A 23,124-nucleotide genomic window follows, 5' to 3' on the forward strand; every position below is an offset into this window, starting at 1 on the left:
TGCTCGCGAAAAACGGCAGCGCAACGCGTTCATTCAGGCCGCACGCGTTGGCGTTGAAGTCCATCGCGAGCAGGCTTGCTCCCACAACGGACAAGGTCAGTTCAGATACCAGCCCCATGCCTCGCCGTTGTAGCGGGTGATCTGTTTGGTTTCGAGGTAGCTGTTGTAGCCCCACTCTCCCAGTTCGCGACCGATGCCACTTTGTTTGTAGCCGCCCCACGGTGCTTCGACAAAAGTCGGTTGCGAGCAGTTGACCCAAACGATACCGGCGCGAAAGCGTCGGGCGACGCGCTCACAGCGTGGAATATCACGCGACATCACAGCCGCCGCCAGGCCGAACGGCGAGTCGTTGGCAAGGCGTATCGCTTCAGCCTCAGTATCGAATGCGCGCAGGCACACTACCGGGCCGAAAATTTCCTCGCGCCATACCGAACTGGTTTCCGGGACGTCGGCGAAAATTGCCGGGGTCAGGTAGAAACCCTGCTGCAGATGCGCCGGGCGCGTACCGCCAGATACCAACCGCGCCCCCTCTTGCTGACCGGCAGTAATTGCCGCAAGGACTTTGTCCAGTTGGCCCTGGCTGACCAACGGCCCCAGCTTCACACCGTCGGTGAAACCCTGGCCGATCTGGATCTGTTCAGTGGCGGCAATCAAGCGTTCCAACAGCGCCGGGTATAACGCGCGTTCCACCAACACTCGCGAAGTTGCCGAACATACCTGGCCCTGATTCCAGAATATCCCGAACAGTATCCATTCCACTGCCGCGTCAAGGTCACTGTCCGCGAAAATCACGAACGGTGATTTCCCGCCCAGTTCCAGGCTGATGTTTTTAATGTCGGCGGCGGCGGCCTGCATGATCTTGCGCCCGGTCGGCACGCTGCCGGTGAAGGCGATTTTGTCGATATCCGGGTGCTCGGCGAGTGGTGCACCGGCCTCGCGTCCCAACCCGGTGACCACATTCAACACCCCCGCCGGCAAGCCTGCCTGATCGGCAATGCAGGCCAGCTCAAGGGCTGTCAGCGGTGTCAGCTCTGAAGGCTTGAGCACGACGGTACAACCCGCCGCCAGCGCAGGGGCAACTTTCCACGAAGCCATCAGCATCGGAAAATTCCACGGAATAATCGCCGCGACCACACCCACCGGTTCCTTGATAACCGAAGCATTGAAGCGCTGATCGGGCAGCTCGATCGCCTGTTCACTGTGCGGATCCGAACCTTCGGCGAGGCCTGCATAGAAGTCAAAGCAACCCGCGGTGTCGGCTATATCCCACAACGCTTCGGGCAATGGCTTGCCGTTGTCGCGAACTTCGATGGCGGCCAATTCGTCCTGACGCGCGCGGATACCCTCAGCGATTCGGCGCAGCACGTGTGCCCGCTGCGCGCCAGTCCAGCGGGGCCAGTCACCTTCGTCGAACGCTTTGCGAGCGGCGACAACGGCCAGCTCGATGTCTTCAGCTGTCGCAGAAGCGACCTGTGCCAGAACCGACTCATCGCTCGGGTCGAACGTCTCGAACACGCCGCGCTGGACCGGCGCGATCCATTCGCCGCCGATGTACAGCCGTTGATAATCACGCATGGCACACTCCTTCATTCAGTGGCTGCTCCAGCCGAATATTTTCCAGACGACTGAACGCGTCCACCCGCACCCCGCTACCTACGCTTACCCCGGGCCCAAACACTACGCAGGGTTCAATGCGCACGTCGTGTGCCACTTCGGTATCGGCACTGAAGAACACCGTGTCCGCCGCCACCAGGCTGACGCCCGACTGCATTAACGCGTGGCGCCGACGCTGCTGAAAAAGCTGTTCGGCGGCATGCAGTTGCTCGCGATCATTAACCCCGAGCACATCGGTTTCATCCACCTCGACCGCCGTCACTTGCAGCCCGGCGCTGTTGGCCACGGCCACCGCGTCGGTCAGGTAATACTCGCCTTGGGCATTCTGATTGCCAATGCGCTCCAGCAGCCAAAGACAGGTGTCGGCACGCAAGCCCATGACGCCGCCATTGCAGAAGTTGACTTGCAACTCTTGTGCGTTGGCATCCTTGGCTTCGCGGATCGCCAACAGGCGCCCCTCTTCCACCAGCAATCGTCCGTAGGGTCCGGGCTGTTCGGTGTGAAACCCCGCGACGGCAACGGCGGCACCGTCAATCAGCGTCTGGCGCAGTAGCAATAACGTCTGCGCACTGATCAACGGCGAATCGCCGAACAACACCAGCACGCAACCTTGCTCATGTGCCTGCAACGCCTCGCGAGCGGCAAGCAAGGCGTGCGCCGTGCCCAGTTGTTCATGCTGGGTAAACAGCCGCGCTGCGGGCGCAGCGTGCTGTAAATAGTCGGCCACCGGCCGGCTACCCGCGCCCAGCACCACCGCCACCTGTTCGACACCCGCCGCTTCAACCGCCGCCAGCACGTGGCCAAGCAAGGGGCGATTACCCACCGGATGCATCACTTTGGGTAACTGTGAACGCATACGGGTGCCCTGCCCGGCGGCAAGAATCACCGCCAGGGTTGGCCAGGAAATGTTGTCGCTCATGGCGACCCTCCCAAGTACAAAAATGAGGAGCACAAAAAATGAGGAGTACGGGATTGACCTAAACCTGGTCGCGATAAAACACGTCGTCAGGATACGGATACCACCAGTCCTGAATCTTCGGCTGATGGTCGATGATGACCATTTTCGAGCGCCGGAACGCTTCGAGGCCCTGGCGCCCGAGTTCACGTCCCAGACCGGACATCTTCCAGCCACCAAACGGAAGCGCGTCGTTGTCGATCAACGGGTTGTTGACCCAGACCATGCCGGCTTCGAGACGCTCGGCAGCCTCCATGGCTTCGGCAAGGTCGGTGCTGAACAGCGACGCACCCAGTCCGAACGGCGAGTCGTTGGCCAGCCGTACTGCCTCGTCGAAATCGCTGACACGGCAAATCGCTGCCACCGGGCCGAAGCACTCTTCCTGGAGAATCGCCATGTCGCTGGTCACACCGGTCAAAATAGTCGGCTCGTAAAACCAACCCACCGTGTGCTGTGGCGGTATCCGTCCACCGCACACCAGTTTCGCACCCTTTGCCACGGCGTCATCCACCAGGCGCATGACCTTGCTGCGTGCAGCCTCACTGACCATCGGCCCGATTTCCGTACGCTCCAGGCCATGGCCGATGCGCAAGGCACGCGTGCGTTCGGCGAATTTGGCGACAAACTCATCGTGGACCTCATCGACCACGTAAAAGCGCTCCGCCGAGGTGCAAATCTGCCCGCTGAGGTGGAACGCAGCGGTCACCGCCCCTGCTGCCGCAACGTCCAGCGGCGCGTGCCTGGAAATGATCAGCGGATCGCTGCCACCGGCCTCGATCACACAAGGCTTCATCTGCTCTGCACACGCCACCGCGACAGCTTTGCCCGCCGCCACGCTGCCGGTAAACGCCACGGCATGCGTGCCCGTCGATTTCACCAGCAACTGCGCAGTGACCGCATCACCCGGTACACAAGACACCAGGCCGGGCAACAGCGTGGTGAAATGCTCCATGAACTTGAGCGTGCACAACGTCGTCGCTTCGGCCGGTTTGACGATGCACGCGTTGCCCGCCGCCAACGATGCTGCGACCGTCCAGCACATCAGCAGGATCGGAAAGTTGAACGGCATGATGTGCACACTGACGCCGTACGGCTCGTAGCGCACATGCTGAAACGAGCCAATTTGCGTGGTGCCAGCGACTTTGCCGGCATCATCGCGGGCCATTTCCGCGTAGTAGCGAAAGATCGGCGCGCAGTTGGCCAGTTCACCCATGGCTTCAGGAAATGGCTTGCCCATTTCCAGCGTCATCAAGCGTGCAACTTCACGGTTGCAGGCAACATCGTGCTCGATGGCATTGGCCAACTGATGCAAGCGCGCCGCACGGCTCTTGGCATCGATCAGCCGCCATTGTTTTTGTGCACCCGTGGCGGCATCGACAGCCGCTTGCACGTCGATCTCATCACACAGGCCGACCTGCCCGACACGTTGCAGCGTGGCCGGGTCGAGTACTTCGCGCACTCGGTCATTACCCAATGGCAAGAATTCGGAGTTGATAAAACGCAGTGCGGTGTCAGTGTTGAACGTGGCCATGGGATGATCCTTGAACCAATCGATAAGGGGTTTCGCGCAGCGCCTCAAGGGTCGCGGGCGGCAATTCGTCGCGCCAGCCCGGCACATGTTCGTCCAGCCATGTGCGCAGCGGTGCGAAGGCTTCGGCGTCCAGCGCTCGAACAAACAAGCCGAGGGTGCGGGGTAAATGAGCCAGGTAACCGTGCTTGCCGTCACGGCCCGCCAGGCGCACAAAAATCCCCAGCACCTTGGCGTGACGCTGGGCGGCCAGCCTGCGGTAATCCTCAAGAAAACGCGGTGCATCAAGTTCCGGGCGTTGCATCAGGTAATGCGTCAGCAACGCCACGCGCAGTGCTTCGGGCACGTCGCGGCGAGCGTCTTCGAGCAACGACATCAAGTCGTACGCCGCCGCGCCGAGCAACGCATCCTGAAAGTCCAGCAAGCCGCAGGCAGCCACGCCGTCGCGACCTTCGAGCAGCATCAGGTTGTCGACGTGAAAGTCGCGCAACACCAGTGCCTCACGACGTTGCGCCACATCGCCACACGCCTCGGTGAACAGCTGTAGAAACGCGTCGCGCAGGTCTTGCGCTGCTGGCTGGCCAATCAACAACGGGATGTACCAGTCGATAAACAGCGCATATTCGTCACGCAGTTGCCTGGCATCGTATGGCGCCATTTCTGCGCTCGTTGGCGCGCGATGCAACACCACCAACGCATCGACCGCCAAGCGATACAGCGCCGCTTGCGGATGCCCGGCGGCGAGCAACCTGGTGTAGGTGTCGTGGCCAAAATCTTCGATCAGCGCCAACCCGGCGGCCTCGTCGACCTGTATCAGGGCCGGCGCGGAAAGGCCCAGGCCACGCAAGTGTTGGGCAACCTGCACAAACGGGCCTATCGGCTCGCTGTGCGCAGGCGAATCCATCAACAACAGCCCTTCGCCGCTCAGGCGGAAATAGCGTCGGGTGGACGCATCCGCCGGTAGCGCGATCAATGGCGTTTCGGCGAAGCCGGCACGGGCCAGAAAGGCTGCGCGCTGCTCTTCACGGGTTGGCGATGACGCCGATGCATCAGTCATGGCAATCACCGAATCATGTAAACCTTTTTCACCGTCTCATGAACGGTGCATACGCCTTTCCAGTCTTTGCGAAAAAAGGCTGCGGTATCGGGTTTGATCTCGATCACTTCGCCCGATTCGTGGACATACGTGCAGCGACCTTCCAGGAAGTGGCAGAACTCGTCGCTGGTGACATGGCAAAACCATTTGCCCGGTGTGCAGATCCACACACCGCATTCGGACTGACCTTCCGGCCCTTTGTGCAGTACCACGCCAGAGACATGGGATTGCCCTTCAAGCATGGTCGGGATCACGCCCCAGTCTTTTACGTCGGTAATTTGCAGCGGGTCGTACAGAAACGGGGTAGTCATTATTGCTCTCCAATAAAATCCAGGTTCAAAAACACATCAATCCTTTGTGGCGAGGGAGCTTGCTCCCGTTGGGCTGCATAGCAGACCGTTTTGGGACCGCTTCGCAGTCCAGCGGGAGCAAGCTCCCTCGCCACAAACCTCACAGGCCAGACCTGACAAACTTCACAAACCTGGCAGACCTGACAAACCTGACAATCCTCACAGACCTGACTGACTTCACAGAACTCACAGAACTCACAGGTCCGGTGAGATCAGGTTCAGGCCAGCATGTATACGTTGCGCAGGGTTTCCCGGACGTGGCATTCGCCGGTCCAGCCCGCCGGGAACAGCACCAGCGTATTGGGGCGGACTTCAATCACCTCGCCGTTGTCATTGCGGTAAGTGGCAACGCCGGCGATGAAATGGCACAGCTCGTCACGTGGAATCGACAGCCGCCAGCGACCGGGAGTGCACACCCACAGTCCGGTTTCAGGGCTGTTATTCGGCCCTTTGAACAGCAGGCGGCCACTGGAATGCGAGACGCCTTCCACCGCGTCGCTTTGCACGCCCCAGTCCACCAGATCGTTGCGACTGCTGACGGATTCGAGGTAAGGCGTAAACCCCGCCGTGGTGTTTTGATCAGGCATTTTTCAGCACCTTGTCGAGAATGTCGGCCGCGTCCGCCGGCCCTTTGCGTGATTGCATGTGTGCACTGGTGTGCTGCAGGCGTTGGCGCATCGCCTCGTCGTTGAGGCACGCTGCGAGTTTTTCCGCCAGTTGCGCATCGCTCCATTCGTAGCGGTCGAGCTTGAAACCATGACCGCTTTCTTCAGCGCGCATGGCGTTGTCGTGACCGTCCCAAACGTACGACATGACAATCGCCGGTTTGCCGAAGAACAGGCATTCCGTAAAGCTGTTGTTGCCACCGTGGTGGATCACCGCATCAACCTGGGCAATCACCGAAGGCTGCGGGAACCAGTTGGAGATCAGCACGTTGTCTGGCAGGTCCGGGTATTCATCGAGGTGATCGCCGACATTGAACAATGCGCGGTACGGCAACTTGCCCACCGCATTGATCAGACGCTGGAGCAAATCGACATCGCCGGATCCGAGGCTGCCGAAACTGACGTACAGCAGAGGCTTGTCGTTATCGGCACGAAACTGCGGAATCTCGTACGTGGTGTCCTGGCGCACGCACCCTTGCAGGTAGTGAAAGCGTTCGGTCGGTAACGGGTGGCGGCGCTCGAACTTGACCGCGTCCGGGTACAGCAGCAGGTTCATGTATGGCGAGGCTTCGAAGAATGTTCCCAGCGGGTACGGTTGCTCGCCATGGGCTTGCAGGAACTGGTTGAAGTCTTCGTGAATCGGCCCGACCACTTCCTCAAAACGCTGGCGAAACTGAGCGTGGCCAGCCTTGTCGTCGATGCTCATGCCCGACAGATGCGGCGGGATGTCCGGGTCTTCGATCTCGTTCTCGGAGCACGAAATAATCCGCACCCACGGCTTGCCGTATTGCTTGATCGCCGGGAACAAAATCACGTTATCGACACAAATCAGGTCCGGTTTGACCTTGTCCAGCACCGCTGGCAAATCCTTCTGTGCCCACTTCGCGGTATCGACGATGGCAGCCCAGCATTCCTTCACATAGTTGTCGATCTGATCGAGCGGCGCCTTGCGAAAGTTGGGTATGTGGCCATTGATGAAGTCGACCCAATAACGGGCCATTTCTTCGGCCGGCATTGGCGCCGACATGTTCACCATGTGCTCTTCAAAACCATAACCGGCATACACACCACTCATGCCTGGGTCGGTGAGGAACACGGCTTTGTGGCCAAGGGCTTCGCACGCCTGGGCGATACCGACTGAGTTCAGTGCCGGGCCATAAGCGGCTTCCGGAAAGAAGGCGATCACTTTCTGTTTCATCGAGAGGTACTCCTGCCTGGTCTTTTTATTGTTCAGCGCGTCAATACGCGGGCGTGGCGGGCCTGCCAGCCCAGCCGGATGTTCATACCGATAGCAAAATGAGCAAATTCGAACTGCGAGGACGGCACGCGGACAATCAAGGCCTTATCGCTGAGCGCGGTCTGCACATGCACGTTGGTGTCGAGACCGTGATAAGCAATTTCGACGATTTTGCCGGTCACCTGGTTGGCGCAAATCTGATCCTCGCCGGTCAATACCTGCAGGCGTTCAGGGCGCACCACCACCGCAACCTTTTGCCCCGGAACCAACGGTGCGTCGGTCTCCACTACAAGCTCCTGACCGTTGACGCGCACCGAGCGCTCCCCCGAACGCACGCCTTCAAACAGGTTGCTGACGCCGATAAAATTGGCGACAAACCGGCTGTTGGGGTTTTCGTAAAGTTCGGTCGGGCTACCGCACTGGCACACCTTGCCGCCATCGAGCACGGCCATGCGGTCGGACATCACCAAGGCTTCTTCCTGGTCGTGGGTGACGATGATGAAAGTGATGCCGCTCTCGAGTTGCAGGCGTTTGAGTTCGAGCTGCATTTTTTCCCGAAGCTTTTTGTCGAGCGCACCCAGCGGTTCGTCGAGCAGCAATACACGTGGCCGCTTGACCAGTGCCCGCGCCAATGCAACGCGCTGCCGTTGTCCGCCAGAGAGCTGATCCGGCTTGCGCTCGGCCAGTTCACCGAGTTGCGCGGTGTGCAGCACTTCATCGACCCGTCGGCGAATTTCCGACTCGGGTAAACGCTCCATTTCCAACCCATAAGCAATGTTCTTGCGCACGGTCATGTTGGGAAACAACGCATACGACTGAAACATCAAGTTCAGCGGGCGCTTGTTGGCCGGCAGCGGCGAAATATCTTTACCGTCCAGATAAATGCAGCCTGCGCTGGGTGTTTCGAAGCCGGCGAGCATGCGCAACAACGTGGTCTTGCCGCAGCCGGACGGGCCCAGCAACGCAAAGAACTCGTTCTCGCGGATGTTCAGCGACACCTCGTCAACCGCAAGACCATTGCCATAAGACTTGCTGACCTTGTCCAGGATCAGTACCGCAGATGAGTTATTCATGGGTGCGAGGAGCCTTGTTGAGACGCTGCGAAGCCAGCAGCGCGGTAATGCTGACCAGCATTACCAGCGTCGCCAGAGCATTGATTTCCGGGGTGACACCAAAGCGGATCATGGCGTAGATCTGCATCGGCAACGTGGTGGAAGCCTGACCGGAGCCTGAGTTGAAAAAGGCGATGATGAATTCGTCCACCGACAACGTGAACGAGAGCAAACCACCGGCCAGTACCCCCGGGAAAATCGCCGGCAACAGCACCCGGCGAAACGTGGTGAACCAGCTCGCACCGAGATCGATCGACGCTTCGAGAATTGAATAGTCGAAGTGTTTGAGCCGCGTACGCACCACTGCGCACACAAAAGCGATGTTGAATACCGCGTGGCTGATGATGATCGAGTGCAGACCCAGGCCAACCTTCAGCAGGTTGAAAAAGCTCAGCAGCGCAATCGCCAGCACGATGTCGGGAATGATCATCGGCGCCATCAACAAGGTGTCGACCACTTGCCCCTTGTCGTTACCCTTGCGGCGTAACTCGATGCCCAACGCGAGGAAGGTCCCGAGCACACAGGCAATGAACGTCGCCGACAGCGCAACAATAAGCGTGTTGAGCGCGGCAGACAGAATCGCTGTGTTGTGCGCCAGCGACACATACCATTTCAGCGAGACGCCGCCCCACGCGGTGGGCAAACCGGACTTGTTGAACGACAGCAGAATTAGCACCAGGATCGGCACATAAAGGAAGGCGTAAACCAGACCCAAATGCGTGCTGAGCACCGTGCCGCCAAGCGAACGTGACTGGCTCATGCGCGGCCCCCTTCTGCACGACGGGCCACCAGCGCCTGAACGAACAACAGAATCAGCATGATCGCGATCAGGAAGAAACTCAGCGCGGCACCGAACGGCCAGTCACGCGCTGTCAAAAATTGCGAATAAATCAGATTGCCGACCATCTGCACCTGCTTGCCGCCCAACAGGTCGGCCGTAATGAAATTGCCGATGCTGAGGACGAACACAAACACCGCGCCGGCCGCCACACCGGGCACGCTCAATGGCAGGATGATCCGGCGAAAGGTCATCCAGCCCGAAGCACCGAGGTCTTTCGAGGCGTCCCACAGTTCATTGTTGATGCGTGACAGCGACGAGAAAATCGCCAGGATCACAAACGGGATGTAGTTGTAGACCAGCCCCAAAACTACCGACGATTCGGTGTACAGCAGGCTGATCGGTTCGCCGCTGTAGCCGAACATCTGCAGCATCTTGTTGATCAATCCTTCGCGGTTAAGCAAGACGATCCAGGCATAGGTGCGAATCAGGTAGTTGCTCCAGAAAGGCAGCATCACTAGAAACAGGAACACCGCTTGCCGGCGCCGAGGAGCGCGGGCAATCGCATACGCCGCCGGGTAGCCAATCAACACGGCGAACAGCGTTGCAAGCCCTGCGATCTTGGCCGACTTGAGCAAGATGCCGAGGTACAGCGGATCAAATGCGCGCTGGTAGTTTTCCCAGGTAAACAACCAATCGATACCACCGTAAGCACCGCGTTCGACGAAGCTGTAGACCAGTACCAGCAGGCACGGCACCACCAGAAAAATCAGCAGCCAGCCAAAGCCGGGCGCAAGAAGCCAGGCCGACAGACGCCTGTCAGCATGCAAAGCACTCATTACCCATATCCTCCCGCCCCGGAACAGAGGCGGCTTGCGAGTGTGGCGAGGCATGCAGGCATGCCTCGGTTCGGTGCGGCGTACGTTTTTTAAGGCTTAGTTCTGTGCTGCCATGATTTCGGTGACAGCCCGGGTGTAAGCCTTTTGCGTAGTGCCGCCCAGATCACGCAACTGTTCCATCTTCAACAGCTCGCTCGGAGCGATCGTCAAGTTGGGGTATTGCTTGAGCAGGTCAGCGGACAACCCGGCCATTGCGGCCTGGTTGGGGATTTTGTAGAGAATGTTTTCCGCGACCCAGACGTGGTTTTCCTTGGCCAGCATGAAGTTGACGAATTTGAAGGCTTCGTCCTGATGCTTCGAGCTTTTCAGCACGACCATGGTGTCCACCCACAAATCAGAGCCTTCTTTGGGCACGACAAACTTGATGGCCGCGTTGGCCTGGGTGCCGTAGTTGCACCAGCCATCCCAAGCGTGGGCCATCAGCGATTCGCCGGAAGCGAGTTTGGAGTAGAAGGTGGTGTCGTCGAAGGCGAGAATGCGCTTTTTGGTGGCGATCAACTGGTCGCGCACCGCTGCGATGTGGCTGGTGTCGTTGTCATTGACCGACCAGCCCTTGGCCAGAAAACCGGCCCCAAGCATCCAGCGATCCGTGGCAAGCATCGTCACTTTGCCCTTGAGCGCATCGCTTGGGTTGAGCAGTTCGTTCCAGCTCGAGGGTGCCGGCGTCACCTTATCGGAGCGATAGCAAATACCGGTTGTACCCCAGGTGTACGGCACCGAGAAATGGTTGCCCGGGTCATATTCAAGCTTGTTCGCTTCGGGATAGAGGTTTTTCAGATTGGGGACTTTGACCGGATCGATATCGGCCAGCAAACCCTGCTTGTGCAGGACTTCGGCGAACGGCGAAGAGACAAACACCACGTCATAGCCTTCACCACCAGACGCCATCAGCTTGCCCATGATTTCTTCGTTGGTCGCGTGCAAAGCCTTGTCGACGTCAACGCCGCTGGCCGCTTTGAACGCGTCCAGCGCATCCGGGGCCATGTAGCCGTCCCAGATCGAGATCACCATGTCTTTTGCACTAGCAGCCTGTGATGCGATCGCCAGGGAGACGCTCAATCCCAGACACATAAGGCCTTTCAGCTTTCTCATAATACTCACCCGACGATTGTTTATTGTTGTGTTCGAAGGCAGTACGGCAAAAAGAGAAACGATTGCATGTGTTTTTTTTTAGAAATTAGGACCAGCATGATTCGATGTCAACGATTTTTTTGCGCCTGACGATTTTGCAGTGCATGGCATAAGATGTGCACCTGAGTCCGAAGCGACCAAAAGAGATAAGACGCTTGAGCACACCACCCGAGAAAAGGCCTCGCACCAATCACTTGGAACTGGCCCGCAGAATTCTGGAGCACACCCAGGAAACCGGCCTGGTGGCCGGCGACCCGGTCGCTGAGCAAGCACTGTCGCGAACCTTCCAGGTATCGCGCACACTGATTCGCGGCGCGCTGAAAGTGCTGCTGGAAGAAAACCTGCTGAGCCACGAAGCCGGCAAGGGCTACCGACTGATCGCACCACCGACCGGCCAGGCGTTCAACACAGCCTTGCCACAAGCCGAGGAAGAAGAACTGGCCACCTCGGTACTGCGCGACCGTATGGCCGGGCGCTTGGGCGACAGCATCAGCATCAGCGAACTGATGCGGCGCTACGACATCGGCCGGCCCGCAGCCCAGAAAGCCCTGCAGCAACTCAGCGAGAGCCAGGCGATTGAGCGCGGGCCCGGCCAGTCCTGGTTGTTTCGCCCATCGCTGAACAGCTTGGCCGCCCTTGAAGAAAGCCTGAAATTTCGACTGATTCTGGAACCCGAAGCCCTGCTCAGTCCGCAATTCAACGCTGACCCGCAACGCCTGGCGTTGCTGCGCGGGGCCATGCAGACCTTGCTCTCCAGCCCGGTCGAACATTTCGATATCCAGCAATTTCGAGAACTGGACATCAGCTTTCACGAACTGCTGGGCCAGAGCTGCGGCAACCGCTTTATCGGTGACGCCCTGCTGCAACACCAGAGCCTTCGACGCCTGCCAAACCTGCTGCCTACCGTCAGCGTGCACCGCTTGCAAGAAGCACTGCGCGAGCACCTGCAAATCATCGCCCACATCGAGCGCGGCCAGTTGGAGATCGCTGCCGACCTGCTGCGCCTGCACTTGCGCTTGAGCGCAGCCCAGCGCCCGCAAACAGCCAACCGTGGCATTCCGCAGGGGCAGTTGTTCGGGCGCCGCTGATTGGCTCAAAAAAACATGATGATTTTTTTTATAAAATAAGACAGCATCCAGTCATCTTCAGGAACGGCGGGCTTTAACCGCCATGGACTTCCTCTGCCATGCACACACAAAAAATTATCGCGTTGTTTCCGGAAGCCAGTTTCGGCGCGGCCTTGAACTGCATTGGCATAGCCCAATCACTGCGTGAGCTGGGAGCAAAACCGGTCTTCATCTGCCACGAACATTTTCAGGGACTCTTCGCCGAGTACGGCTTCGACGAGTACCCGATTCCGCAAGCCAGCCCATTGTCGGCAGCGGAACACCAGCACTACTGGGAACGCTTCATCGAGCGCAACATTCCCTATTTCGACCAGACCCCGCTCGCACAGATCGACAGCTATGTCGCGCCGGCCTGGGAAGCCATCATCAACACGGCGATCGAAGCGGAAAAACCACTGCAACAGTTGCTCGGCCGCCTTAAGCCAGACGTCATCGTGCTTGATAACGTGGTCATGTTCCCTGCCATCGCCAACGCCGGATGTCCTTGGGTCCGGATGGTCTCCTGCGCTGAAACCGAATTGCCGGACGCCGCCGTGCCTCCCTATTTGTCAGGCTGCCTGGCAAACGATGCGGAAGGCCGCGAACGTTTTTCCGAGCATTACCTGAAGGCCGTCGCACCGGCGCATCAGCGCTTTTCGCAATTTTTGGCCAACAGCGGTACGCCACCCTGCCCGCCCGGCCAGTTCCTCGTCGATTCGCCGTGGCTCAATTTGCTGCTGTCGCCCACACCCGTGCGCTATGAACGCCAACCACCGCTGGACCCACAGCGCTATGTGTACCTCGACGGCTGCGTACGCCGTGAAGCGCCTTACATTGTTCCCGACTTCCCGCGGCACAACGACGCGCCACTGATCTACATCAGTTTCGGCAGCCTCGGGGCCGCCGACACCGGCATGATGAAGCGCCTGATCAGCACCATTGAAACGCTGCCCTATCGCTTCCTGATCAACGTGGGTGCCTATCGGGACATGTACACCACCGTCCCGGACAACGTGTACCTCGACAGCTGGTTCCCACAACCGGCAGTGCTCAAGGAATGCCAGTTATTCATCCATCACGGCGGCAATAACAGCTTCTGTGAAGCGCTGTACTTCGGCATGCCGTCGTTGATCATTCCTTACTGCTGGGACGGCCACGACAACGCCGCACGCGCAGAAGAAGTCGGCGTCGGCCGTTACCTGCCGCGTTTTGCCAACCCACTCGAAGCGCTGCCTGAGGCCCTTGAACAGCTACTGGCCGATCAGTCGATGAAACAGAACCTGGCCGCCATCAGCAAAAACATGCAGGCCACCCGCGGCACCGACATCGCTGCACACGCGATCATGGCACTGCCCAAGGCCTGACAGCGGGAGCCCGCCTGCTCCTACATTCAGCTCTGCAGATTCCACCCGACCTGTCGCAGTGCTGTGTCGAGTGCCGCAATATCATCATGGCTGCGGGCTTCAAACGCGGGCATGTAGGCCAATGGATCTGCCAGTGTCGATGCCTGCTGCAGAAAACCCTGAGCCGCCGCGTGCAGACAAAACGCGCTGTAGGCCGGGTTGTAACCGCCCTCCTGCACTATCAGCAATCGGCCCTCGCAATGTTCATCGGCGAACCGGCGTGCTCGTTGCGCAAGCGTGTTGAAGCCGTTCATGGTCAGCAGTTGCCGGCCATTCGGGTCGAATTGCGAAGCATCCAGACCGTTGGCGATGATCAATAGCTGAGGTGCGAACGCGGTCAGCACTGGCGTGACGAAACGCTCGAACGCCAGGTCGTAAGTCAGGTCGCCGGAACCCATCGGCAAGGGGATGTTCAGGTTGCTGCCGACACCTGCACCGCTGCCACGCTCATCAACGCCACCGGTCTGCGGATGACTGGCGCCCCAGGCGCCATGATCCATGTGCAACGACACCGTCAGCACGCTCGGGTCCTGATAAAACCCTTGTTGCGTGCCGTTACCGTGATGCACATCCCAGTCGACAATGGCCACACGTTCGATGCCGGCGGCCTGCGCCGCGCGTGCTGCCACAGCGACGTTATTGAAAAAACAATAACCGTCCGCCATGTCAGGCGCAGCGTGATGCCCCGGTGGACGCACCAGGGCCATGGCCGGGCGCCGTTCGCGAAGCGTTTGTTCGAGCGCCGCGACACTGGTGCCGGCTGCGGCCAGAAGCCCCGCCATCCCGCCTGCATTAACCAGCGTCGTACTGCTGAAACGCCGCCCCTGAACACCAGCCGCCTGAATTTCCCGCCAATAATCATCAGTATGAAAGCGCAGTATTTCTTCACGCGTTGCATGCCGGCCGGTGTGCCACAACAACTGCCCGGCCACGGGACCCTTACGCAAAATCTCGCGCATGTTGATCAGTCGCGGGCTGCTTTCCGGGTGCTGGGTTTGCGTCTCCAGAAGCTCGCTCGGTGGCGCCTCGAACACCCCGTAGCCGGTGTCGTGGAGCAGCACATCGTCATGCCAGAAAACGTCCATCAATGCAGACATAAAGTGCTCCTCAGTCGATGATTACAAGCTCTGGAGGAATCTGCGACAGGCTGCGCGAACCATCGGCTTCGCACAGCACCGTATCGCCCAGCTTGATACCGAAACCTTCGGAATACAGCGACAGGTTCGGCTCGATCGAAAACGACATGTTCGGCTGGAACACGTGATCGTCCGCTTCATCGACCATCATTGCTTCCAGCCAGGTGGGCGGATAGGCCAGGCCAAGGCTGTAGCCGATGCGGTGAACACGGGTACGAGACAGGTCGATGCGGTCGAGGATTTCGTTGCACACCCGATTGGCCTCACCAACCGGCGTACCCGGTTTCGCGACGTCGATAGCGGCGTTGAACGCTTCGGTCAGCAACGTTGAAACCTCACGCACCCGCGCCGTCGGTTTGCCGATGACCGCCGTGCGCATCAAAATCGCGTGGTAGCGGTTACACACCCCCGCATGCTCAAGAATCACCACATCCCCAGGGCTGATCGTGATGCGGTGCGGCATGGCATGGGTCATGGTGCTGCGGCGTCCCGTCGCGCACATCGGGCTGATCGCCGAGTATTCGCTACCTGCCTCGCCCAGCGCCTTGGAGACAATGCCGGAAATTTCCACCTCGGACATCCCCGGGCGTAATGCTTCAAACGCGGCACGCATGCCGTAGTCCGCCATGCGCGCGGCGCTGCGCTGGTACTCGATTTCTTCTGCGGTCTTGATCAGGCGCTCTTCAGCGACAACCACCGAGGCATCCTCGAAATGCGCATCAGGCATGTGTCGTAGCAGCGTGGTGTATTGCAAGGCACTGAAGGTCGAGGCTTGCATTTCGAGGCCGATACGGCCTTGGCTCAACCCTAATCCTTCCAGCGAATCGGCCACGATCCGCAGTGGGTCCTGCTTGGCGATGTCGTAGAAAATCCCCTCTTCCAGACACGACAGTTCGTAGGTGCAAGGCTCTTCGCTGGTGCGGGTCAGGAAGATCGGATTGGCCAGTTTCGGCGAAATAATCAGCGCCTGGTACCAGAGAAAACCGAGGCTATCGAAGCCCGTCAGGTAGTTGATGTTGTCCGGGTAATTGACCACCAGCGCGTCGAGCCCGCGTTCGCTCATTCGACGTTTTACGGCGTCGATACGTTGACGATAAGTGCGCAGCGGAAATGCAGTCATCATGAGGTATCCCTCCTTAGGGAAAAGGTGCACGGGTAACAAATGAAAAATCGGAAGAATGCGGGTCGGCTAGCGACCCGCCGAGTCAGCGTTTTTGTCGTGCCGGTACAGGCGCACCAACAAAACGATCAGGGTGATGAAAATCATCAACGTGGAGACGGCAGCGATGGCCGGATCAAGGTTGTAGCGCAAGCCATCCCATATCCGTTTGGGCAACGTGATGACGTTGAGCCCGCTGGTGAACAGCGTGACCACAACCTCTTCCCAGGACATGATGAAGGCCATGAAAAAACTGCCCGCCATGCCCACCCGAACGTTGGGCATCAGCACTTGGCGCAGCGTCATCCATAGCCCGGCACCCAGTGAGCGCGAAGCTTTGTACAAGCTGGTATCGAGGCGACTGTAGGCCACCAGCATGGCGATCAGCGAGTACGGCAGCGCCATCATCAAGTGCCCAAAACCCACGCCGATCAGCGTGTCGAGTTGCTGCACTTTGGCCCCGAGGTAGTAGATGGACATGGCCGAAACCACCTGCGGCACGATCATCGGCAGCAACACCACGCCGGTCAGCGCGACACGGTAACGCGGCTCTAGCCAGATACCGGTGGCAAACATGAAGGCGAGCGCAGTGCTGATCACGCCAACCACAACCGCCAGCCCCAGACTTTGCAAGATCGAACTCAGCCAGGCGCCGTTGAGCAGTTCCAGATAGTGGCGCCACGACCATGCGCCGTCGGGAAATGCCAGGTAGCGCTGGTCACCGAACGACAGCGGCACAATCACCAGGATCGGCAGCAGCAAAAACACCGCCGCCAGGCATAAACCGGCGTACGACAGCAGCTTCGCCAGATCGACACGCGGCTTGAATCGGGTCTTGGCGGGCGTTTGCGCCGCCAGTTGGCTCACTGTAGGCAGCGAATTCATGCGGTTCTCCCGGTAAAACGTCCAAAGCCCACCCACTTGCCGAACACCAACGCGCACACCGCAACCATCAGCATCAACACGATGCTCAGCGCCGCACCCAACCCCCAGTTTGATAACTGGAACATCTGGATGTAGATGCTTTCGGCCAGCATCGCAGCCTTGCCGCCGCCCAGCAGTGCTGGCGTGACGAAGCAGCCGAGACTGAACACGAACACCGTCGCCGATGCTGCGGCGACACCCGGCACGGTCAATGGCAAAAACACGTCTTTAAGCGTCGCCCAACGCCCTGCCCCCAAGCTGCTCGCCGCCCGCAACAGGCTGTCGTCGATCTGACGCATGGAAGACAACAACGGCAAAACGGCGTACGGCACCATGAAGTGAACCATGCCAATCAACGCGCCCAGCTCATTGCGCACCAGCGCCAGCGGCTCGTCGACAATGCCCAGCGTCAGCAGGCTCTGGTTGATCAAACCGTCGTTGCGTAACAACACCAGCCAGGCAAAGGCACGAATCAACATCGACAGCCAGAACGGCAACAACACGAACAGCTCGATGAACTGCCGACCGCGGCCCGAGGCGAACCGCCAGCGGTAAGCAATCAGGTACGCGATGGCGACACTGATCAGCGTGGTCAGCAGACAGATACGCAGCGTTCGCCAGATCACCGTGTGTATCGTTGCACTGTCGATGATGGTTGCGTAATGCTGAACGCCCGGTTGCGGCAGGCTGAGGCTCCAGCCCAATACGCCGAGCGTCGGCAGCAGATAACCCACCAGAATGATCAAAGGCAGCGGCAGGATCAGCAGCGCATAAATACGCAACGTGCCTTGGGAACCGATTCGCATATCAGCCCCCAATCAACGCCAGGTAACGCTCGAGCGTCTCGCCGTAGTGATCGGCGTACCACAGGTTATTCATCGACACCTGCTTGCTCAGATTGTCCGGCGCGGTCGGGTTGATCCGCTGAAGTTCCGGCGAAAGCAACGCGTTCACTTTGGAATCCACCGGGCCCATGTTGTAAATCTCCATCAGCTTCGCCTGGACCTCCGGGCGCAGTGCATAAGCGATGAATTTCATGGCATTCGCGCTGCCTGCCGGGTTGTTTTTCGGCACCATCCACACTGAAGGCGCGACGATGGCGTTGTCGAACGTCCAGTCAATGGCGCCACCGGTGTCGTGTTTGACCAGCTCCGCACGGGTGTGCCAAACCTGGCCCATCGTGGCTTCGCCATCACGCAGCAACTGTTGCGACTCGGCACCGGTCGACCAGTGCGTGACCACGTGCGGCATCAGCTCTTCGATCTTGCGCAGTGCACGGTCAACATCCAGCGGGTACAGCTTGTCGGGGGCGACGCCGTCAGCCAGCAACGCGCACTCAAGGTTGGCGCTCATCCATTTATAAAGTGTACGTTTGCCGGGGTATTTCTTGACGTCCCAGAAGTCTGCCCAGCTCTTTGGCGGGTTCTTGCCGAAGCGTTTGGCGTCATAGCCGATGACGTAGCTGTAGGTGTAGTTCGCCAGGCCGAACTCATGGATATCGCCGTAGCCAATCAGCGATTTATCGACGATCGAATAATCAATCGGCGCCAGCACGCCCTCTTTGCCCAAGCGGTACGAGGAATACATTTCGCCGTCGCACACGTCCCAGCGTACGGCACCGCTGTTGACCTGAGTCTTGACGGCGCCTTCAGTGGGGCCACTGCCATCGATCTTCAATTTAAGGCCACTGGCGGCGTCGAAACCCTGGTAGCTCTTCTCGAACGCTGGGACCGCATCGCCGCCCCAGTTGGAGACCACCAGCGATGCACCGTCAGCGAATGCGTTGCGCATCGGTCCCAGGCCCGCCATGGCGGCCATGACCATCAGCGCCTGATTGAAGCTGCGACGGCTGAGCGTGCCAGCCTCGAACTGCTCGCGGGCGATTTCCAGTGTGTCGTCGATAAAGCGCTGTTTGTCTTTCATCCTCGGTACCCCATGCAAAAGGTTGTGGGCAGGTGATCGAACCAGTTTTTTATTAGGTGCTGTGTGGCTTGTTTTTTAGTTTGAAATCAGGTGTCCGTGCTGTCTGGACCAGGCACACCAGTAAGGTTGGCCACGCTCCAGGCTGCTCAACATCGGATGGCTGACGGGAATTCGCACCGCCATGGGTTGCGCATCGTCCAGGCGCATATCGAGGCTGACGTGCGTGCCTAGATAGGTCAGTTTCTCCATGCGAGCTACCACGCCGTTGCCACCCCCGGCCTGCGCAAACGGCTGCAGATCGACATGCTCGGGACGAATCGCCAGCCAGTGTTGGCCAGCGGTGCCGACGGCGGCCTGCTCGCCGCGCTGATTAACCGCCAATGGGTGACCGTAGTAATCGCACAGCAGCACGTCGTCCTGTCGGCGGATGCCCTGTACACCGAGCAGGTTCATGTCGCCAAGAAAATTGGCAACGAAACGGCTGGCCGGACGCTCGTAAACTTCTTGAGGTGTACCCAGTTGTTCCAGGCGCCCGTGATTGAACACCGCAACCCGGTCGGAAAGCGCCAGCGCTTCTTCCTGGTCATGCGTGACAAACACAAACGTGGTGCCGAATTCTTTGTGCATGCGCGCCAACTCGACTTGCATTTCCTGGCGCAGGCGCCGATCAAGCGCCGACAGCGGCTCATCCAGCAGCAACAACGACGGCTCGAACACTAGCGCCCTGGCGAGTGCCACGCGCTGTTGCTGCCCACCGGAAAGCTGCTTGATGCCGCGATTGCCTTTACCTTCAAGACCGACCCTTTCCAGCATCTGCCCGACTTTCTCGGTGATCTGCGCGGCAGGCACGTTGCGCACCTTCAGCGGGTAGGCAATGTTCTGCGCCACCGTCATGTGCGGGAACAGTGCGTAGCCTTGAAACACCACACCAAAATCACGCTGATCAGCCGGCAACTGCGTGATGTCCTGGCCATTGCGCTCGATGCGGCCCTCGGTCGGCTGCTCGAAGCCTGCCAGCATCATCAGGGTGGTGCTTTTTCCGGAGCCGGACGGCCCCAGCAAAGTCAGGAATTCGCCGCGTTTGATGTGCAATGTCAGGTCGCTGAGCGCGCGGGTTTCACCGTAAGACTTGCCCAGCCGTAACAGATCGACAAAGTGCTCATGCTGAACCGACATTCGATATCCCTCGCTCACAAACCGGATAAGTTGCTAACTCGTGGAGCCATCTTCAGGACAAATCAGATTGACATCAAATGATTTGTTTTCTAGCTTTCATGTGAATTTAACTAACCGAAAAGAAGCTTAAAAATGGCCCTTAAAGCGACCCGCCGGCTGCCCTCCCTGATCGCATTACGCGCCTTTGATGCGCTCGTCCGCCAAGGCAGCACGGGGGGTGCGGCGCTGGAACTGCACGTCACCCACAGCGCCATCAGCCATCAGATCAAGAAGCTCGAAGAAGAGTTGGAGGTCGCGCTGGTGGAGCGCCCCGGCAAAGGAGTGCACCTGACCTCGGCCGGCAGGAAACTCAGCCAATTGGTCAACGGCGCCTTCGAGCAGCTGCGAGATATTCAAACCGCGCTGCCCACCTCAACGCCTTCCGGCAGTTTGCGAATTGCCTGCGCCCCGGCGCTGCTGGCGCGGATCTCGAAAATACTCGATCGATTTCTCAGGGACTACCCGGACGTTTCGTTGTACCTGTTGCCCATCGATCAGGCCAACCACAACGCCGACATGGTGATCTCGTTTGGCGACAGTGAAGTCGAAGGCCAGCGGATCGCGGCCCTGGGCGACATCATGTACTTTCCGGTTGGCAGCCCGCGCCTGCTGAACGGCAGCGAGCCATTGCGCAAACCTCGCGATCTGGAACGCCAGGTGTTGTTGCATGAGGACGAAGGTTACGACTGGAGCCGGTACTTTCTGGCGGCGGGCATTCCCAGCCTTCAGGGCCGGCAAAACATTTACCTGCCGAACGCCGCGCTGACGATTGACGCGGCCATTGCCGGCACCGGAATCACCATCAGCGATCACATTCTGGCGGGCGAGCAGTTGGCACAGGGTACGTTGATCCGGCTGTTCGATATCGAGTTTCCAGCCCCGCATCCGTACTTCATCATCATGCCGCCACGCGGCGCGAATGAGCTGGCCAAAGCGTTCTCGGATTGGTTGATGCGCGAGCTGGAAATGATTGCGCGCGTGGACTGAACCTCAGCCCTTGAGGATCATGAATACCTTGCGCACCGGCGTCAGGTTCTCCCACGTGCCCTTGAACCCTGCCGCGACCACAAATGTATCGCCGGCCTTGAACGACTGGCTGACGCCGTTGCTGTCGGTCAATCGAACCTGGCCTTCGAGCAAGTGACAGAGCTCGTCGTAATCACATTCACAACGTTCAAGATGCTGTGGCGCTTCCCAGATGCCTGCGACGGCTTTTTTTTCGGGTGACACAAAGTGCCGCCAACTGCGGCTGCTATAGGGCGTGTCGACCAGTGCCGGGTCGCTGGTTTGCAACTCGACCACTGGTAAATCGGGATTGGCAAAATCGATGACGTGCGAAGGTTTACTCATGTGCATGTTCACTCCAGTTCAAGAATCAAAACCGATACCCAGTGCGTCAAACCCTTTGAGCAACCAGTCGCGGTGCCCGGTAAGGTCTTCGCGAGCCAGCGAACGCTGCGCCAACGACACGCCCACGTAACGCAAAGGTTCGGGTGGAAACGCAAAAGGCGCCGTCGAAGTCATTGCCAGTCGGGTGCGCTCGGTGGATTTTCCTTCCAGCAAATCCAGCATTGTCAGTGCGGCGAAACGACTGGCCGAAACGCCCTGCCCGGTAAAGCCCTGGGCATAGGCAACGCGCCCGCCGGACGATGTTCCGCAGAACATTGTGGTGCGCGCCGAGGTGTCGATAATGCCGCCCCAGGCATGACTGAAGGTGACGTCGGCCAAGGCCGGAAACACCGATTTGAATTGCCGGGCAAGCGTTGCAAAGCTTTCCGGGCGTTGGGTCAGCGCTTCTTCACGCCGGCTACCGAAGTGGTAGATGGCGTCGTAGCCGCCCCAAAGAATGCGGTTGTCCTCGGTTTTGCGTGTGTAGTGGAACTGATTGCCGCTGTCGGCAATTCCGTAGCGGCCCACCCAGCCGATGGCGCTCAGTTGTGCCTCATCGAGCGGCTCGGTCGCCAATGCGTAGTCGTAGATCGGAATAACCTTGGACTTCAGTTCCCCCAGTAATGGCGGCGCGATGTTGGTGCCGAGTGCGACTTTCGCTGCTTTGACCGTCCCCAATCCCGCTTCGAGCACCTGATGATTGGCGTCTTGACGCATTGCGCTGACGGGCGAATGTTCGAACAATTGCACGCCTTGCTCCAGGCACACGCGTCGCAGTTCGGCGACCATTTTCACCGGATTCAACAACGCATAATTGGGCTCGAACACGCCGGCGACATAGGCCGGTGAGTTGAGGCGTGACTTCAGCGCCTCACCCTGCAAATAGTCGCAGGCAATACCAAAGCGCTCGTAGTTACGCTGCATCGACTTGAGGCCCTCAACCTGCCAGGGCTGACTCGCCACGTTCAATTTTCCGGAACGCTCAAACGCTGCATCGATGCCATAACGTTGCAGGTCTTCCTCGAAAGCGACCAGGTTTTCCCTGCCGAGCCGCACCAGTTGCTCCGCTTCCTTGGGCCAGCGCTTCAGTGCATTGGACACACCATGGGAAATACTCGGCGCACAAAATCCGCCATTACGCCCGCTGGCCTCACCCCCGCACTGCCCGGCTTCAAGCACCACAATGGATGCATCGGGCCAACGCTGGCGGGCCATCAGCGCCGTCCACAACCCGACAAAACCGCCGCCAACAATCGCCAGATCACACGTCACCTGCCCCGTCAGCCTCGGCGCAACGGGCACATCGCTGCGTGTTTGCTGCCACACCGGGTAAGGCTGGGCATCTGCCAGGGATTGGTTCACGGTCTGAAGGGTCATGCGCTCATGCTCCATAATTTTCATGCGCCGACGCTAAAGCAATCAAGGTTGCTTTCACAGGCGCAATGGGCCGGTAAACATCGCAGCGGACACGGGCGCAAAAAGTCCGCTTCTGGAATACTCAGCA

The 23,124-nt window shown here is 59.1% G+C and carries 22 protein-coding genes; 3 read left to right on the forward strand and 19 right to left on the reverse strand.

Features of this window, described 5'->3' with window-relative positions; genetic code table 11:
• Nucleotides 1–96 precede the first annotated feature (96 nt).
• The 11 genes from ACQR3R_RS12230 to ACQR3R_RS12280 all read right to left on the reverse strand — a co-directional run bounded on the left by ACQR3R_RS12230 (nucleotide 97) and on the right by ACQR3R_RS12280 (nucleotide 11,245).
• Complete coding sequence (locus ACQR3R_RS12230; protein WP_428272448.1) at nucleotides 97–1,575, reverse strand: aldehyde dehydrogenase family protein; 1,479 nt, start codon at nucleotides 1,573–1,575, stop codon at nucleotides 97–99.
• Entirely contained in the window at nucleotides 1,568–2,533 is a 966-nt protein-coding gene (locus ACQR3R_RS12235) for an NTP transferase domain-containing protein (protein WP_428272449.1), read from the reverse strand. Before ACQR3R_RS12235 ends, ACQR3R_RS12230 begins: the two co-directional genes overlap by 8 nt.
• Before the next feature lie 58 nt (nucleotides 2,534–2,591).
• Nucleotides 2,592–4,100 carry an aldehyde dehydrogenase family protein gene (locus ACQR3R_RS12240; RefSeq protein WP_428272450.1) on the reverse strand — a complete coding sequence of 503 codons (1,509 nt, stop codon included), beginning with the start codon at nucleotides 4,098–4,100 and terminating at the stop codon, nucleotides 2,592–2,594.
• A complete protein-coding gene (locus tag ACQR3R_RS12245; RefSeq protein WP_428272451.1) occupies nucleotides 4,081–5,154 on the reverse strand; it encodes a phosphotransferase in 1,074 nt (357 codons plus the stop codon). Before ACQR3R_RS12245 ends, ACQR3R_RS12240 begins: the two co-directional genes overlap by 20 nt.
• Before the next feature lie 5 nt (nucleotides 5,155–5,159).
• Nucleotides 5,160–5,504, reverse strand: coding sequence for a cupin domain-containing protein (locus ACQR3R_RS12250; RefSeq protein WP_428272453.1), 345 nt, complete (start codon nucleotides 5,502–5,504; stop codon nucleotides 5,160–5,162).
• A 257-nt stretch (nucleotides 5,505–5,761) separates the two neighbouring features.
• Nucleotides 5,762–6,130, reverse strand: coding sequence for a cupin domain-containing protein (locus ACQR3R_RS12255; protein WP_428272454.1), 369 nt, complete (start codon nucleotides 6,128–6,130; stop codon nucleotides 5,762–5,764).
• The gene (locus ACQR3R_RS12260; RefSeq protein WP_428272455.1) at nucleotides 6,123–7,406 is read right to left on the reverse strand and encodes a nucleotide disphospho-sugar-binding domain-containing protein; all 1,284 of its coding nucleotides are present in this window, start codon (nucleotides 7,404–7,406) and stop codon (nucleotides 6,123–6,125) included. The genes ACQR3R_RS12255 and ACQR3R_RS12260 overlap by 8 nt, the downstream gene beginning before the upstream one ends.
• A 32-nt stretch (nucleotides 7,407–7,438) precedes the next feature.
• Complete coding sequence (locus ACQR3R_RS12265) at nucleotides 7,439–8,518, reverse strand: polyamine ABC transporter ATP-binding protein (protein ID WP_428272456.1); 1,080 nt, start codon at nucleotides 8,516–8,518, stop codon at nucleotides 7,439–7,441.
• Nucleotides 8,511–9,317, reverse strand: a complete 807-nt coding sequence (locus ACQR3R_RS12270; protein ID WP_428272458.1) for an ABC transporter permease subunit — start codon at nucleotides 9,315–9,317, stop codon at nucleotides 8,511–8,513. The genes ACQR3R_RS12265 and ACQR3R_RS12270 overlap by 8 nt, the downstream gene beginning before the upstream one ends.
• On the reverse strand, nucleotides 9,314–10,174 hold the full coding sequence (locus tag ACQR3R_RS12275; RefSeq protein WP_428272459.1) for an ABC transporter permease subunit: 861 nt from the start codon (nucleotides 10,172–10,174) through the stop codon (nucleotides 9,314–9,316). The genes ACQR3R_RS12270 and ACQR3R_RS12275 overlap by 4 nt, the downstream gene beginning before the upstream one ends.
• A gap of 96 nt (nucleotides 10,175–10,270) precedes the next feature.
• Nucleotides 10,271–11,245 (reverse strand): extracellular solute-binding protein, encoded by a 975-nt coding sequence (locus ACQR3R_RS12280; RefSeq protein ID WP_428272460.1) that lies wholly within the window; start codon nucleotides 11,243–11,245, stop codon nucleotides 10,271–10,273.
• 275 nt (nucleotides 11,246–11,520) lie between these two features.
• On the opposite strand from ACQR3R_RS12280, the gene ACQR3R_RS12285 reads away from it, so the two are divergent.
• Both ACQR3R_RS12285 and ACQR3R_RS12290 read left to right on the forward strand, forming a co-directional pair.
• On the forward strand, nucleotides 11,521–12,453 hold the full coding sequence (locus tag ACQR3R_RS12285) for an FCD domain-containing protein (RefSeq protein WP_428272461.1): 933 nt from the start codon (nucleotides 11,521–11,523) through the stop codon (nucleotides 12,451–12,453).
• Nucleotides 12,454–12,551: 98 nt separating this feature from the next.
• A complete protein-coding gene (locus ACQR3R_RS12290; RefSeq protein WP_428272462.1) occupies nucleotides 12,552–13,835 on the forward strand; it encodes a nucleotide disphospho-sugar-binding domain-containing protein in 1,284 nt (427 codons plus the stop codon).
• 26 nt (nucleotides 13,836–13,861) lie between these two features.
• Here ACQR3R_RS12290 and ACQR3R_RS12295 read toward each other — a convergent pair whose 3' ends face one another.
• The 6 genes from ACQR3R_RS12295 to ACQR3R_RS12320 form a co-directional block, all read right to left on the reverse strand.
• Nucleotides 13,862–14,971: a hypothetical protein gene (locus tag ACQR3R_RS12295; protein WP_428272464.1), complete on the reverse strand. Its 1,110-nt coding sequence runs from the start codon at nucleotides 14,969–14,971 to the stop codon at nucleotides 13,862–13,864.
• 10 nt (nucleotides 14,972–14,981) lie between these two features.
• The gene (locus tag ACQR3R_RS12300; protein ID WP_428272465.1) at nucleotides 14,982–16,133 is read right to left on the reverse strand and encodes a M24 family metallopeptidase; all 1,152 of its coding nucleotides are present in this window, start codon (nucleotides 16,131–16,133) and stop codon (nucleotides 14,982–14,984) included.
• A gap of 66 nt (nucleotides 16,134–16,199) precedes the next feature.
• The gene (locus ACQR3R_RS12305) at nucleotides 16,200–17,054 is read right to left on the reverse strand and encodes an ABC transporter permease subunit (protein ID WP_428272466.1); all 855 of its coding nucleotides are present in this window, start codon (nucleotides 17,052–17,054) and stop codon (nucleotides 16,200–16,202) included.
• Nucleotides 17,051–17,899: an ABC transporter permease subunit gene (locus ACQR3R_RS12310; RefSeq protein ID WP_428272467.1), complete on the reverse strand. Its 849-nt coding sequence runs from the start codon at nucleotides 17,897–17,899 to the stop codon at nucleotides 17,051–17,053. The genes ACQR3R_RS12305 and ACQR3R_RS12310 overlap by 4 nt, the downstream gene beginning before the upstream one ends.
• Nucleotide 17,900: 1 nt before the next feature.
• A complete protein-coding gene (locus ACQR3R_RS12315) occupies nucleotides 17,901–19,016 on the reverse strand; it encodes an extracellular solute-binding protein (RefSeq protein WP_428272469.1) in 1,116 nt (371 codons plus the stop codon).
• A gap of 75 nt (nucleotides 19,017–19,091) precedes the next feature.
• Nucleotides 19,092–20,192, reverse strand: coding sequence for a polyamine ABC transporter ATP-binding protein (locus tag ACQR3R_RS12320; RefSeq protein WP_428272470.1), 1,101 nt, complete (start codon nucleotides 20,190–20,192; stop codon nucleotides 19,092–19,094).
• Between the two features lie 132 nt (nucleotides 20,193–20,324).
• On the opposite strand from ACQR3R_RS12320, the gene ACQR3R_RS12325 reads away from it, so the two are divergent.
• Nucleotides 20,325–21,218, forward strand: coding sequence for a LysR substrate-binding domain-containing protein (locus tag ACQR3R_RS12325; RefSeq protein WP_428272471.1), 894 nt, complete (start codon nucleotides 20,325–20,327; stop codon nucleotides 21,216–21,218).
• A gap of 3 nt (nucleotides 21,219–21,221) precedes the next feature.
• Here the strand turns inward: ACQR3R_RS12325 and ACQR3R_RS12330 are convergent, their stop codons facing one another.
• Both ACQR3R_RS12330 and ACQR3R_RS12335 read right to left on the reverse strand, forming a co-directional pair.
• Nucleotides 21,222–21,581 (reverse strand): cupin domain-containing protein, encoded by a 360-nt coding sequence (locus ACQR3R_RS12330; RefSeq protein ID WP_428272472.1) that lies wholly within the window; start codon nucleotides 21,579–21,581, stop codon nucleotides 21,222–21,224.
• Between the two features lie 18 nt (nucleotides 21,582–21,599).
• Complete coding sequence (locus tag ACQR3R_RS12335; protein ID WP_428272473.1) at nucleotides 21,600–22,997, reverse strand: FAD-dependent oxidoreductase; 1,398 nt, start codon at nucleotides 22,995–22,997, stop codon at nucleotides 21,600–21,602.
• Nucleotides 22,998–23,124 lie beyond the last annotated feature (127 nt).

It is taken from the genome of Gordonia sp. IEGM753 (assembly GCF_050321825.1).
In the GTDB taxonomy this organism is placed as follows: domain Bacteria; phylum Pseudomonadota; class Gammaproteobacteria; order Pseudomonadales; family Pseudomonadaceae; genus Aquipseudomonas.